This is a genomic window from Gimesia sp. (assembly GCF_048262075.1).
Taxonomy (GTDB): domain Bacteria; phylum Planctomycetota; class Planctomycetia; order Planctomycetales; family Planctomycetaceae; genus Gimesia.
The window spans coordinates 353061-367524 of record NZ_JBLXFK010000001.1 but is presented as its reverse complement, the minus strand read 5'-3'; the positions used below and the strand labels follow the sequence as shown (position 1 = coordinate 367524).

Below are 14464 nucleotides of genomic sequence, written 5' to 3'. Positions count from 1 at the left end.
AATATCAAGTCCATGCCACAAGTTCAAACTACCCATAGATTCCTGGTCTATGTTGTTGCGTATGAAGCGGAACAGCATTTGTACGATTTATTTGAGCGAATTCCTTATGAATTGTTTAATCGATCTGATTTTCATTTTCTGGTAAGTGATGATGCGTCTTCGGATAATGGGCCGGTTGTATTGAAAGAATGGCTGGAAGCACATGAAATCTACAACGTGACCATTTTGAAAAATCGAGTGAATCAGGGGTATGGCGGGAATCAGAAAACCGGTATGCGTGTTGCCGTTGATGACGGTTACAGTTGTTTGATTCTGTTGCATGGGGACGGTCAGTACTCTCCGGAATTATTATCAGAATTTGCCCGGGTCTGGAGCGAAAGTGAACCGGACGTCATTCTAGGGTCGCGCATGCATTCAGCTCAAAGCGCTCGCGAAGGTGGTATGCCCTACTACAAGATTCTTGGCAACCGGATTTTAACAACTTTTCAAAACCGCATGACTGGTTGGGAGTTAAGTGAATATCATACCGGCTATCGAGCTTATGCGACAAAATTTCTGGACAGCGTTCCTTTCGAGATCAATACAAATGATTTTCATTTTGATACAGAGATACTGCTACAGGCGGCCCATGTGAATGCGAGTGTTAAGGAAATCAATATCCCAACATACTATGGTGACGAAGTCTGCCGTGTATCCGGTTTCAAGTATGCCTGGAATGTTTTTACCGCCACATTGCAATATAAAATGCACCAGCTTGGCATGTTGTGCTCGCTAAAATTGAGGAATCTCTCAACAGACCGGTATCGCGATAAGACTCATGCTCTCTATTCCTCACATGCGCTGGCATTGCAGTTATTGGACGAACGGCAGACAAAACGGGTTCTGGACATAGGTTGTGGTCCAGGTCATATAGCTGCTCGCTGTGAGCAGGCTGGAATGCATGTGACGGGAATTGATTGTGCGGTTCCCCTTTCTGGTTCGATGTCAGAATTCCATATTGCGAATCTGGAACATGACGAACTACCCGTGTCGATTTCAAAATATGATACCGTGCTGCTGATGGACGTGATTGAGCATTTAGCAGATCCGGAAGCGTTTCTGCTGAGGATTCGAAATCAAGCCCATGATCGTTTGTCTGATGCTGCTGCTTACGAAGTTTCTAAGTTAGAGTCAGCGCTGAATCTGAATCAGTTTGAATCCGGGTCTAATGCAGAGCAGTCAGAAAACAACGAAAAGGAGCCGTCTTTGCCAGCCTTTATCATATCAACTCCGAATATCGCTTTTGCTGCTGTACGAATCAATTTATTGCTCGGGCGATTCAATTATGCAGAAAGAGGAATTCTTGACATTACGCATAAGAGACTTTTCACTCGAAAGTCTTTGCTGCAGATGTTAAGAGATTGTGGCTATGAAGTTGATCGCGTTCGCGGAGTGGGAGTACCGTTTGCGGCTGTAATGGCGGGCAGGACGGGGAGATGCCTGGGCTGGTTAGCCAATTTGTCTGCAAGAATCTGGCCTTCACTTTTTGCTTTTCAATTTCTGGTAGAATGTCGCCCTCGCCCAGGTGTTAAGGATGTCCTGCGAAATGCGATTCGAATCCATGATCTGTCACTAGAGGAACATGGTGAATCCGTTGAAATAGCAGAGACCGAAAAACGATAGATCTCCTGTAAGTTCAAACGAGTATTTCGAATATTAAACTCTGAATATGAAGATCTGAATGATCTCAAAGCAGTATTTCCAAATCTAACCCCTGTCAGTAATGGTTGAAGTATGAAGTGGGAGAGTTTTCTAAAACTGATTCGTTCGCAAAAGCTGATGATTGTAATTGCAATCGCATTTACTGTTCTTTGCAGTGCACGGCTGAGTGAACTCTTAATGTATAATCCCGATAGCGCAGACTACGTTATCATGGCTCGAGGGCTGATTAATGATTTTGAATATCGGCAAGTTTATTCGCCGGGAGAGCCATACTTTACTTTACGTCCTCCGGGGATGTCACTTCTGCTCATTCCTGCAGCTCTCATTGCGCCTTACGATGTCATTATGGCGAAAATAACGGTCCTGGTGACAGCAGTCTTCATGTTGTTTTTGTTTTATGGTCTGATGTGTCGCTTAGAAAACACGATTTCCGATTCTGAGCTTGAGCAGGGAGAACGAATTCATTGGCCTCAGCTGCTGCTTACACTCGTCATTGCCACAAATCCGTATATACTGCTGTATTCCACGTTGATGATGACCGAAGTGCCATTCATTGCCGGCACTCTGGCGGTTTTGTATCTGATTGCTCGTGATTCCGAAACGATATCAAAGAAACATCTGTTTCTAATGACATGCCTGCTGATGTTTCTACCGTTATTGAGAACGATTGGAATCAGTCTGGTACTGGCTATAGGGCTGTGGTCTATCACCAGTCGGAAACGCTGGCCTTATCTGATCAGCGTTTTCTGTTCCATGGCAGTGACAGGTGCCTGGATGCTGCGTAACAGTGCGCATCAATCGGTGAGTTATTCATCTGTGTTAATGGATGAATTTAAAAAGGTCGGGGTCGTGGGAATGATCGTGAGTATGATCAATCGAGTTTTAACTCACTTCGAGGGGCTGTGTCAGAAATTCTTTCCCGGGATGCCGGGCGAACTTCCTGAATACGAACGTTTGGTATTGAATGACAACTATGTACTGCCGGGATCCCAGTTAATTTATATGCTGGTGAGTCTGATTATCATTTCCGTAGCGGTATATGGAATGTTGAAGAAATGGAACAGGGGGGGGGCTGTCAGCTTTTATTACCTGTTACTTACTTTTTTCATACTCTCAGTCTGGCCGTGGTTACAGTTACGATTCACACTGCCACTGATTCCTGTTCTTCTGGCATACTTACCTTCGGGAGTCAATGCATTGGGAGCCACCGCAAAGCCGCTCGCTGTTCGAGGGAAACAGGTTCTGGCTGGGGGTCTGATTCTCGGATCAGTCGCATTGGGAATCACACAGGTCAGAACTGACCTGAGACTGGTTGAAGCAAACCAGAAAATGAGTTCAATGGGAGAGTCGTTCTACGAGACCGAATTCCCAGGGCATAATTTTTGTAATTTTGTCGCAGCGGGAAAGTGGATTCAGAAACATTCGGATCCTTCTGCGCGGGTTTTGACCAGACGAACTGATACGGCGATCAGCTCACATCGATTTCAGCAATTAACATACCTGGAGAAGTTAAATGCTGAACAACTTCATCAAATGATTCAATCTTTCTCGGCGAAGTATCTGGTGTGCTATGATCGAAATTATGTCGGAGCATTTAAATGGTATTTACTCGATTCTGATCCGATTTACCGGCTGACCCCCGTTTATACAGAAAAAGGGGTGATGGTGATTGAAGTCCAGCCAAACTATGAGGGAACGGTGCGACATCAATACTGGCGTGAAGAGGAATCCACGGAAATTGCCCGACGAGCCTATGAGAAAAACCCTGACCAGTTCTCTTGTCAAATAGGGTATCTTGCACAATTGCAGGCAGAGCAAAAATATCAGGAAGCAATTGAACTGATTCAGGAATTACAGCAAAAACAGATTAATGATGTCCGCATCGTGTGTTTACTGGGCTGGGCGTATGCTGGGATGAAGCAGTACGAAACGGCATTGGATGAGTTCAGGAAAGCTTCGTTAATGCCCAATTCCAAACTGCATCGCGGTAATATCCAACGAGGTTATGAATATGCCCAAAAGGGGTTGGAGCAGAAAAATAATCCTGATAAAGGAGAGTCGGAGGAGGCCCCCGCAAAAAACCTACGCATCGCTGAAAACTACTGGAAACTGACGCGATATGAGCATGCAATGAAGTATGTGCAGAAGGTTCTTGATGCTCAAGAAACAACGACACAAGATAGAGACTCTGCGCGAGTCTTAGAGGCTCGTCTGCATTTATTAAATGGTCATACTGATCAGGCTCTGAATGCGTTGCAGAAACTCAATCACACCACGAACAAAACAGCATCCACCTTAATGACAATGATTCAACAGGAACAGTATTTTAATGACTTCTTTGCAGGGCAGGGCAAGTCACAGGAATTTCAAAATCAACAGCTGGATTCAGGAATTCGCGAATCCCTGTTAAAACTGGCAGCAATTTATGAATCAGAGGGAGTTCCCGGGAAAGCACTCAGGCTACTGGAGCGTGCCCATGATCTGGATCCAGAGCAAGTGGAAATAAGAAAGCAACTCGCTAAATATCAGTTGTTTTATAACATGCTTTCCCAAGCAGAAGAGAACTATCAGATCCTGCGACTACAGTTTCCTGAGGATCAGGAAATCCAGGATAGTCTCTCTAAAATCAAGCAGCTCAAAATTGCTCCCCACTTTTAAAGAGATCAGGTTACGATCTCTCCTGCATGTAAAATACTTGAGCAATGCTCTGGGTTTGCAGGCAGAAAACGCGGCTGACTACTGGTTCCGGGGAGTATTGCCAAATAATCTGATACCAGTCATTTGCCCAAGAATACACATGAATTACCAGTGACGTGATACATAGAATCCCAACTATGATATTTTGACAAAACCCATGTTTTGCAGGAATACAATTCTGGCGAAACGGTTTCAATTATGCGAAACTGAAACAATCGGGGTCAATTTCAACTCTTCTCTCAATACATGAGTTCTCTCTATTATTTCCGGAGACTTTATTACAGCCCGATTTTCATCATCGCGGGAAGAGCGGTACGTCTGCTTATCGACTTTGGTTAAAGCGTATGAAGAGTTATCTGGATTGCTTGTGTGCAGATATCCTGTCGCATCTTCAGGGGGATTTAGATCGAGTAGAATGGAACGAGAGACAGGATCGTTATTAATAGTGAAGCAGTCTGGAATTGTTCGGCCATGAGTTTCGGGGAACTCCCGCGAAGTTCTATAGAAAACTGTCTAATATGGAGATACAAAAATGCGTCATTTAACATTGCTGTTGCTGTGTTTGTTCTGGGGAGGTGTGTCAGTTTCTGCTGCAGACTCTGATTCGGATCAGACAGCTTCTTCTGCAGATGAGACTGCGATTCGCGCAGCGATTGATTCTTACAAAACTGCATTTGACAAAGGCGATGCCAAAGCCGTCGCTGCGCACTGGACTTCCACTGGTGAATTTGTGACGCCAGCAGGTGAAACGTTAACAGGGCACGATGCTCTGGCGAAAAGCTTCACTGAGTATTTCAAAACTACTCCCAATGTAAAAATTGAGTTGGATAGTGTTGGGATCCAGTTTATTTCTCCCGGTGTTGCCGTTGAGGAAGGGGTGGCCAGGGTCCTGGCACCAGATAAGGAGCCGGATGTAACAGAATATGTGGCGGTCCACGTGAAAACACCTTCAGGATGGAAACTGGATAGTGTCAAAGAAACGGAAGTCGTCGTTCCCCAAACACATTATGAACAGCTCAAACCACTGGAATGGATGATTGGAACCTGGATTGATGCCAGCGATGATTCAACAATTGAAACTGTCTGCCGCTGGACAAAAAATAATAATTTCATCACCCGTTCATTCAAAGTGCATATTGAAGATCGCGTACAAATGGAAGGAACACAGATCATTGGCTGGGATCCGGATAAACAGACCATTCGTTCCTGGTTGTTCGATTCAGAAGGTGGTTTTGGAGTAGGTATGTGGTCACAAAAAGGGAACCAGTGGACGATTCGCACTCTGCAGGTGCTGGCAAATGGTGAAAAAGCCTCTGGCATTAATATCATGACAAAAGTAGATGAGAATACCTTTAAGTTTCGTTCTCTCGGGCGTGAAGTCGATGGGATCCTGCTGCCTGGAGTGGATGAAATTACTGTTGTGCGTCAGCCATAAAAAAGACAGCACCAGTCACCGTGTTCAATATTTTATGTTATTTAAAAGGTGAGACCATTATGAAAACTCCCTGCATTGCAATACTTGTGGGAATTCTATCCCTTACTCTGATATCCGAAGATATTTATGCCCGTGGCGGCCGCGGAGGCGGAGGAGCGCGTGGCGGTGGTGGTGGCGGACGTAGTTTTAGCGGCGGCGGCGGAGGTCGCAGTTTCAGTGGAGGGGGACGCAGTCCTTCGATGAGTCGGCCTCAGCAACGTCCGTCTGCATCTCGTCCTACCAGTCGACCCAGTGGGGGAAATCGTCCCAATTTTAGTAACCGACCTTCTGGTGGTAATCGTCCGGACCTCAGTAATCGTCCTGGGGGAAATAACCGACCCAATATTGGAAACAGGCCAAGTGGCGGTAATCGTCCCGATATTGGTAATCGACCGGGGAGTGGAAACAGACCTGATTTTGGGAATCGTCCCAGCCAGGGGCAATTGCAGGACTTTCTGAACCTGCCAGGAAATGGCAGCTCAGGTAACCGACCCGGAGGCGGCAATCGTCCCGAGATCGGAAATGGTTCCAATATTGTGAACCGTCCCGGCAGTGGTAAACTTCCTGAAATTGGAAATCGACCTGGAAACGTCAATCGTCCCGGCGATGGGAACCGTCCTGGAATCGGAAATCGCCCCGGTAATCGTCCTGGCAGTGGCGATCGTAATAACATCAATATCGGAAATAATCGGGGACCTGGTAAGAATAATATCTCAATCAATCAGATCAATAAGAACAATGTCCGCGTCGGTAATAATGTCAGAAACAACTGGAACGGACGTCATGTGAATGCGTTTAACCGTTCGTGGTGGTCAAATCGTCCTGGTTGGAACAGCCCTGCCTGGCGTTATCAGCATGGCTGGGGGCGTTATCCTGCAGGATACTGGTGGAGACCTGTGACTGCGGTTGCTTTAACAGGCTGGTTCACTGGCTGGTGGAATACCCCTTCCTATTATGATTATGGTGAAAATATTTACTACCAGGATAACTCGGTCTATTATGGAGATCAGCCAGTCGCGACCGCTGACGAATATTATCAGCAGGCAGTGACTTTGGCAGACTCGGCTCCGAAAGATACATCAGATGCTTCAGATGATCAGACCGAATGGATGCCCCTGGGAGTGTATGCCATTACCAATGCGGATGCGGAGGATACCAATATGGTATTACAACTGGCCGTCAATAAGGATGGGGTGATTGCCGGTACCTTCTATAATGATATCACACAGGTGTCTCATCCCGTGGAAGGGATGGTTGAGAAGGAGAATCAACGGGCCTCCTGGCGTTTCTCTGATGGTTCCAATCCCGACCTGGTAATGGAAACAGGGATCTACAATCTGACGAAAGATCAGACTAATGTTCTGGTTCATTTCAATGCAGAAAAAACTCAAACCTGGATGCTCGTGCGTTTGCCTGAACCGGAAGGTGAGGGAAATAAAACTAACTGATTCCATTTAATTGACGGTATTAAATGATAATAACGGATGATCTGAGCTGTTTCAGATCATCCGTTTTCTTATGGGGCGTCTAGAGCGCGTCACATTTAGATATAGCGTCTCTCAATCTAATATACTCGGGCCAAACAGCCCTGGAGACGCTACAGTAAAACTGGACACAGTCTATTACTTTAATTGAGTTGACAGCTGTTTGTCTTTGAGCGATTGAAACAGTTCCAGCAGTGTGGATACGATTTTTGTGGATGCATCTTTTTCTACAAAATTGGTTCCCAGCCAGGTTTCATATCCACCCCAGCGATGTTGTTCGGGAGTTGGCAAATATCCGAATGAGCCATTCGCCAGTTCAATGGTAAATGTTTCTGGAAAGGGACTGCGTTCTTTCAGTTCCAGACCTGTTTCTGTAAACGTTTCAAACGGAATGGCAGCAATGCCGAGATCACCAATGCGAATGGCCTGGAGGGGGACCTTAATTTCATCAGGAGCACCTTTCAGGCCGGCAATTCGTTCTGCATAAATTTCTTCGCGTGAGTGTCGCGTGCCTGACTTGTCTTTAAGGGCAGATGTCACTTTAGCAAAATGTTCCAGCATCGCCGGAGTTGGTTTTCTGAGTTTCAAAGGCAGGCTGGCTGTGGTAGCGCCAAGAGGAACCCAGTCATGAAAATTGATCTGCTGGTGTGCTTCCTGAACCCGGCTGGCTACCTTCTCAGCGACTTCCTGCATCTTTTCATAGCGTTTATAGCGGCGGCCATTCTTCTGAGTGAAGTTGATGTTGTTGACATCGCCACTGGTTCCATTGGAAAGAATGCCGACAAAAGGAGGGTGTTGATTTTCAGCATTCAGTTTTTGGGTAATGAGACGGGCAAAGTAACCAAAGTAGTCTGCTGAAATCTCACCAGAACGAACGCCCCCCACGTAATGCAGTGAGTAATTAGCAAGTAAAGCGATGGGACGCTGATCCAGGCTCTGAATCGAGATAAAGCTGATTTCCGGATCGGTAGGACCTGCAGGACGGTCCAAGGCTTTATGGGCCCGCGGCGGATTCATACGAACCCGGTCGATCCCGCCAAATGGATTGGTCAAGAGGCTCGAATCATTTACAAACCAGCGGCGATTGTGAAGTTCTGATGGTTCATCTACCTTGCCCCAGCCAATCCGTGCCGGTTCTAGCTGGAAGAGAGCTCGTTGAATACTATCAGAAATTCGACTTGCCAGAAACTTCTGGTATTCTGTGAATTCTGTCTCACGAATTACTTTGGAAGGCCCTCGAGCGGTAGTCGCAGAATGCGTATGTGTTGACGCCAGCAGCATGTGAGATTTGGGGATGCCGGTTGCCTTGTGTGCCTGTTCCTTGGCTAGATCAAAAACGGCTTCGGGGATGCCGACATTATCGCATAGTACGATAGCCACCTGGATCTGGCCATCATCGAGTACGATACTCCGTGCATGAAGTTCGTCATGGACTTGAGTCGCCGGAATTGGTTTCCAGCCTCCCACGATCATCTGTCCCAGTGGGGGAGTAATGTTACTGGTTGCTGCACCAGCTTTAAAAACTGCTTTTTTATTGGCAGCGAAACTGGTCGTCGCGGTGGACAACCAGATCAGGGAAAGCAGAACTACGGTTAAGTATCGTTTTGAAAAATGATTGATCATGGAGTGTCTTTCATTATTACGGGGGATTCTATTACGGGGGATTCTGAAGATCGGGGTTTCAGTCTGTCGCAGGGCAGAGTTACAACGCAGGAAGGATGGCTACTGGCAAAATGCTGAGATATTTATTGTAAACAACCAGGGGCCCGCTTGCCAGATTCAAGCCTGTTTAGCGCTTGTACTGGCAGGCAGGCAGAGTGATCGTCGAAACACAGTTATTATCAGATCGTTGTGAATTCGGAAGGGGAGATGATTGATCTGGATCGGGGAGCGAACAAAAACAACTGGTTTCATTGGGATTCCCAGGCAGCCGTCGGAATATTAATTCGACAGCAGAAATATGATGACGCCATGAATGTTTTGACTCTGATTAAGATAAGAGACCTTAAGGGTTCGGGCGTCACGAAATGATGCTGGCACAGGCGAGTGTGCCGACTGAGGCAGATCAGATTGAGCAGGCGCTCAAAGTCTATCGTGACTTTCTGAAAGATCCAGGCGTAGCAGCAGGCCATCGCAAATCAGCGGAGACTGCGCTAAATCAAAAATAGTCGCTTCCTGTCTGAAGCAGACCAGTGTTTCATCGTATCACCAGAACCGGTGAAACATTTGCTGCTTAATATTCCGCCAGATTGGCCGGGCTCTCTTTTTTGATTAGCTTGCCAATTTCTGCGAATTCGGTACTGAGCAACTCCAGAATATCATCTAAAGTCAACACACCGATCAATTTTCCCTCATCATCAACCACGGGTAGTCTACGAAATCCACCTGACCTCATTTTAGAAAGCGCAATTTCAATCGTTGTCTCTTCGCAGACATTCTCGGGGAATCTGGTCATAACTTCAGAAACCAGGGTTTTAATTGAATCTAGCCCCTTGCCCACGATACGCAGTGCCAGATCACGATCAGTAATCATACCAATGGGATGCGACTCCTCATCGATCACAATCAGCGTCCCCACATTACGTGAGTTCATGCGGTCTGCGGCGACTTGTACTGATTCATTGGCGTCGATTAAATCGACGTCTTTTGAGCAAATTCGGCCTACAGTCATGACTTAGCTCCTAAATCTGATTGATGCTAATTGAATTTATACCTGAAGAGTAGCGTGTTGAAACATCTCTCCAACCTCTTTTCTAACTTACAGTCACGACGACTTCATGTAAATATTCTCGGAATGGTGAATCAGCCGACTGCTTTTATAGGGGAAATCCCTATCCCTGATTCACAATCATCCCTGATTCATATTTTGATCGAGAAATTATATTTTTACTCCAGCGTGACGGTTGTTCCGACGTTAATTCAAATTTTATTTGATAAAGGAGTGAACGATGACATTGGTAGCCGAACAACAAATGGAACATATTGGAGAAACCAAAGGGTGCGCAGATCACGACCACGACATGATTCATGAGTTGAGTAAGAGACTGGATGCTTTGTGGCGCTGTGATCAATATATTGCCAATGCGGAAGGCCATGCCGAATTGAAACGCTTCTGGAAAGACATCAAAAAACAGGAAGAAGAAAATATTGCAAGGATGAAAGAACTGTTAGCGAAGCATATCCAGTGTGGCTGTTTCTAATTGTCTAAAAGGATAATGTAGGAACCGGTCTTTCTCTGTCAGAAATATTAAGTTGCGATTTAAGATCAGAGAATGATGTTCTGCTTGTAGATGAGTATTTCTGTTGGTGTTCATATTTAATTCAGTTGAAAAATCAGAAGTGTCTTCTGAACGATCCGTCAAATAATCAATAAGGAGTAATTGAAAATGGCTACAACAATGACTGAAGAAAAACAAACGAATCTATCCCGGAAAAATGAGGTGCAGACCAGGCCGTTGTCACGTTTTTCACAGGACCTAAGTTCGTTTATGGGGCGGGCTCCCTTTCTATCGTTACGGAATGAAATGGACAATCTGCTCAACCGTTTTTCCGACGATTTTGGTAATGGCTGGCTGACGCAGGGGTATGCTGCATCCCTGGATTTATCAGAAACGAATAATCACATTGAAGTCCGAATGGATGTTCCCGGAATTAAGCCGGAAGAAATTGATGTGGAAGTTTCTGGGAATCTGCTGCGAATTACGGGAGAGCGTAAGGAAGAACAGGAAGAAAAAGGAAAAACGTTTCACCGTATCGAACGACGTTCAGGCAGTTTTTCCCGTTCAGTCACCCTGCCGTGTGAAGTTGAAGAAAATCAGGTAGAAGCGAGTTGTAACAATGGCGTGTTGACAATCACACTTCCAAAGTGTGAGTCAATGAAAGCTCACAAAATTAATGTGAAGCCGGTTGCGAAATAGTCCAGCCTGAGTCTACTTCACAGTAGTGAATCCAGGTGTGTCACTTGATGAATTTAGTGGCACACCTGATTTGTCTTTAACACACATCTTGACTGTGACTCTCTGCTAAGACCAAGGGAAATAATTAAGAAAGAGGAATGGTGAGTTAACAAATGAGCTCACATTGCAGGGCCGTTATGGGAAAAAATGCTTTATGGCATCTCTGAAAAGTGTCTTTCTCTTGATGTGAGATTATTGACTTAATTACTTCTGAGAGAAACCAACCGTAGTACTTCTGCAGCGCATATTTCTTTTCAGGAAATGAACAGCGGAAGGTTGAGACATGACTCCGTAACAGGAAGTCGCTGGTGCTGGTAGAGTTATTGTTGTTCTTCTGGTAGCTGGAATTGTTCTGTAGGCCGTTACGGTGCTGAGTGCGCATATGGGAGGGACAGAATGGCAATTGCACTTTGCTTTATACGGAACCCGTCACCAGGTAAGTGCCAAATTGATAGCTACAAAGTTGAACTGCAAAATAGATATCCTGTTTAAGAAAAGGAAGAGGCCATACGATTATGAAAAATCAAAAGAGAACACAGTATTTAGAAGAATCCCATATCAGTACAGACGCGCATTTACAGTATCTGCTTGACGAGCATGAGCAAGTTTTGTCTCATATCAGGGAATTGAATCAATGGTGGTGCGAACTGGACGAACACGGCCTACCAAAATATGGTGAAATGGGAACCCGGATTGAAGGATTGCGGGATCTGCTCTCCAAGCATTTCAACGATGAAGAGCAGGAAGGGTACTTTAAACCTCTTATGGATGAGGAGCCCGCATTCTGTATCATGGTGCCAGACTTTCAGGAACAACACAATAAATTCCTGACCAGGCTTGATGAATTCAGCTGCCGTCTCAAACAGCCAGAACCACCGTTTGAAAACTGGTATGAAGCCATTGCTGAACTTCAGAGTCTCCTGGCTGACTTGCGAACCAATGAGAAGCGTGAAATTGAACAAGTTCGCAAAGCGTTTGAGAAATCTTCTCAACAAAAATGATGATGAATGGTCCTCTGTATCAGAAATTGATTCTGTAAATGAAATATTCTGATTTCGTACCCGGGACAATTGCTTCGCTTAATAGAAGAACTGCAGATCCTGATCTTCCCTGAGCGGTGACTCTATCGTTATACTCATGCTGGTCGTAAGACGCGACTGGATCGCGTGTATCTGAATACTGGAGTCTGAATAAGAGGCTTCGCGTCTTGATATTACCGTTCGGGAATTGCTTTTAGAAGTCAGTATATGAACCAGATAAAGCAGCAGAAGATGAAGGTGATGATTGTCGATGACCATCCAATTGTCCGGGAAGGATATTCACGACTGATAGAACATCAGGCAGATCTTGAGGTCTGCGGAGAAGCAGACAGTAAGGTCGATGCGATCCGAAAAATTATGGAGAATCCTCCGGACCTGATCATTGTCGATATTTCTTTGAAAGATGGCAGCGGTCTGGAGTTGATCAAAGATGTTAAAGCCCAGTTCAGTCAGATCAAAATGCTGACCGTGTCAATGCATGATGAAATGCTATTCGCAGAGCGTTCGCTACGTGCCGGTGCTCTGGGATATGTCAACAAGCAACAGGCACCGGAGCAGTTGGTCAAAGCCATCTACCAGGTTTCAAAAGGAAAAGTATTTTTAAGCCCCGCGATGACCGAACGCATGATCTGTCGCTCCATAGGCTCTGATAATTACTCTGACCAGTCTCCGATCGAACGTCTTTCCGACCGGGAACTGGAAGTATTTGAACAGATTGGTGAAGGTGAAACCACACGTTCGATTGCGCAGAAGCTTAATTTAAGCTCAAAAACTGTGGAAACTTATCGGGAAAATATCAAGCATAAATTGAATCTGGAGAATGCGACAGCGCTGACCCGACATGCGATTCAATGGGTTCTGGAAAAGAACTGAAGCTTTTATCAAGCCTGACCTTTTGTGCTTTGTCACTCTGAGACGGCATATTATCAGTAGGGTAATTCCCGATAGGGGCATTCGAATATTACCCGGTAGATTTCATCTACTGCCGGTTGTTACACTCGCTTCAGTGTCAAAAATGAGAGAGCATCTTCAAGGGCAAGACCGCTGTTGACAGGGTATAGTACAAATGGTGACAATCAGCAGAAATGAGTTACGGGAATTTCTGAAGGCGTGCCCGGACCTCAGGCTACTGGAAGTATTACCGGAGGTTTCTTATCTGGAATACCATCTTCCCGGTGCCATCAATTTACCCTTGGGTGACTGCTTTAATGAGCGTGTATTACGCGTGTTTCCTGATCGCAGCCAGGCAATCGTGGTCTATAGCCTGGATTTTGAATGCCTTCAATCAGAACTGGCAACAGAGTGCCTGCTGGAATTGGGGTATCAGGCCGTCTTCGATTATGAGCCGGGAAAAATTGATTGGCGCGCTGCAAAACTTCCGATTGAATATGGTTCGCCGATATTGGATTTTGAAGCTCAGCCAGATACTTTCAACTCTGTTAATAACGATCCCCGGGCTTAAATCATCTCAGAGGAAACATCGACATTCACTGGTCGATCAGATCTGTCAGTCCGCGGTGCAGGTTGTGGGCGGTGTTGTACCGATTTTGCTTGATCGGTGATCAAATTGACTTCAGTCTGTGGTCCCGCTGTTTCCACGATTAAAAAATTATGAATTATTCTGACTTCCTTCAATTCCAGGATCCGAACCTGAGCCATCTGTTTCATAAAATAAGATTTAACAGTTCCTTCCAGATAAACCTCTCCGCGACGGACTTCAATCCGGATCGCATTCAGAGACGCATATCCTGCGGAATGCAATGTCCTTCTGATCCGTAATTTGAGCTGCAAATCGGGACAGGAGTTGTACTGGATTCGAGATTTGTTCTGCAGTTTCACAGTGGTCTCCTTGTTTGTTATCGTGATTTCGACAAAGAAAGCAGGCTATCATATCGTTGGGAGGTGTGGTCTCTGGTGGATCGCCTAAGTATTCCTATTATCGCAACTTTTCATTAAGTTCCTGTTTTGGCTGTATGAAAAGCAAAGTAACGTGCGATAATGTCTCCAGAAATCACAGTGGGATACTCAGATTACACCGACAATCACTTTAACTGTCCTGTTGGTTCGGCTCCTGATGTCAGTGAAAAGTAGCTTATAAGATCCGTGTCATGG

The 14464-nt window shown here is 45.5% G+C and carries 13 protein-coding genes; 10 read left to right on the top strand and 3 right to left on the bottom strand.

All coding sequences use genetic code 11. The features are described 5' to 3' along the window. Positions 1 to 12: 12 nt before the first annotated feature. The 4 genes from ACN0YH_RS01290 to ACN0YH_RS01275 all read left to right on the top strand — a co-directional run bounded on the left by ACN0YH_RS01290 (position 13) and on the right by ACN0YH_RS01275 (position 7320). Positions 13 to 1662 (top strand): glycosyltransferase, encoded by a 1650-nt coding sequence (locus ACN0YH_RS01290; protein ID WP_417377747.1) that lies wholly within the window; start codon positions 13 to 15, stop codon positions 1660 to 1662. Positions 1663 to 1911: 249 nt separating this feature from the next. Next, positions 1912 to 4359, top strand: coding sequence for a tetratricopeptide repeat protein (locus ACN0YH_RS01285; RefSeq protein WP_417377746.1), 2448 nt, complete (start codon positions 1912 to 1914; stop codon positions 4357 to 4359). 571 nt (positions 4360 to 4930) lie between these two features. Next, positions 4931 to 5833, top strand: a complete 903-nt coding sequence (locus ACN0YH_RS01280) for a YybH family protein (protein WP_417377745.1) — start codon at positions 4931 to 4933, stop codon at positions 5831 to 5833. A gap of 59 nt (positions 5834 to 5892) precedes the next feature. Then, entirely contained in the window at positions 5893 to 7320 is a 1428-nt protein-coding gene (locus tag ACN0YH_RS01275; protein WP_417377744.1) for a hypothetical protein, read from the top strand. A 174-nt stretch (positions 7321 to 7494) separates the two neighbouring features. On the opposite strand, the gene ACN0YH_RS01270 is transcribed toward ACN0YH_RS01275, so the two are convergent. Further along, a complete protein-coding gene (locus tag ACN0YH_RS01270; RefSeq protein WP_417377743.1) occupies positions 7495 to 8979 on the bottom strand; it encodes a neutral/alkaline non-lysosomal ceramidase N-terminal domain-containing protein in 1485 nt (494 codons plus the stop codon). A gap of 404 nt (positions 8980 to 9383) precedes the next feature. Between ACN0YH_RS01270 and ACN0YH_RS01265 the strand changes: the two genes are divergently transcribed. Continuing rightward, positions 9384 to 9524, top strand: coding sequence for a hypothetical protein (locus ACN0YH_RS01265; RefSeq protein ID WP_417377742.1), 141 nt, complete (start codon positions 9384 to 9386; stop codon positions 9522 to 9524). Positions 9525 to 9589: 65 nt separating this feature from the next. Here ACN0YH_RS01265 and ACN0YH_RS01260 read toward each other — a convergent pair whose 3' ends face one another. Next, positions 9590 to 10027: a CBS domain-containing protein gene (locus ACN0YH_RS01260; RefSeq protein ID WP_417377741.1), complete on the bottom strand. Its 438-nt coding sequence runs from the start codon at positions 10025 to 10027 to the stop codon at positions 9590 to 9592. Between the two features lie 277 nt (positions 10028 to 10304). Between ACN0YH_RS01260 and ACN0YH_RS01255 the strand changes: the two genes are divergently transcribed. The 5 genes from ACN0YH_RS01255 to ACN0YH_RS01235 all read left to right on the top strand — a co-directional run bounded on the left by ACN0YH_RS01255 (position 10305) and on the right by ACN0YH_RS01235 (position 13814). After that, positions 10305 to 10556 carry a hypothetical protein gene (locus tag ACN0YH_RS01255; RefSeq protein WP_417377740.1) on the top strand — a complete coding sequence of 84 codons (252 nt, stop codon included), beginning with the start codon at positions 10305 to 10307 and terminating at the stop codon, positions 10554 to 10556. A 186-nt stretch (positions 10557 to 10742) separates the two neighbouring features. Continuing rightward, positions 10743 to 11273: an Hsp20/alpha crystallin family protein gene (locus ACN0YH_RS01250; RefSeq protein ID WP_417377739.1), complete on the top strand. Its 531-nt coding sequence runs from the start codon at positions 10743 to 10745 to the stop codon at positions 11271 to 11273. A gap of 554 nt (positions 11274 to 11827) precedes the next feature. Further along, positions 11828 to 12313, top strand: coding sequence for a hemerythrin domain-containing protein (locus tag ACN0YH_RS01245; protein WP_417377738.1), 486 nt, complete (start codon positions 11828 to 11830; stop codon positions 12311 to 12313). 246 nt (positions 12314 to 12559) lie between these two features. Next, on the top strand, positions 12560 to 13225 hold the full coding sequence (locus ACN0YH_RS01240; RefSeq protein ID WP_417377737.1) for a response regulator transcription factor: 666 nt from the start codon (positions 12560 to 12562) through the stop codon (positions 13223 to 13225). A gap of 193 nt (positions 13226 to 13418) precedes the next feature. Next, on the top strand, positions 13419 to 13814 hold the full coding sequence (locus ACN0YH_RS01235) for a rhodanese-like domain-containing protein (RefSeq protein ID WP_417377736.1): 396 nt from the start codon (positions 13419 to 13421) through the stop codon (positions 13812 to 13814). On the opposite strand, the gene ACN0YH_RS01230 is transcribed toward ACN0YH_RS01235, so the two are convergent. Then, entirely contained in the window at positions 13811 to 14191 is a 381-nt protein-coding gene (locus tag ACN0YH_RS01230) for a BON domain-containing protein (protein WP_417377735.1), read from the bottom strand. The genes ACN0YH_RS01235 and ACN0YH_RS01230 overlap by 4 nt on opposite strands. Between the last annotated feature and the right edge of the window lie 273 nt (positions 14192 to 14464).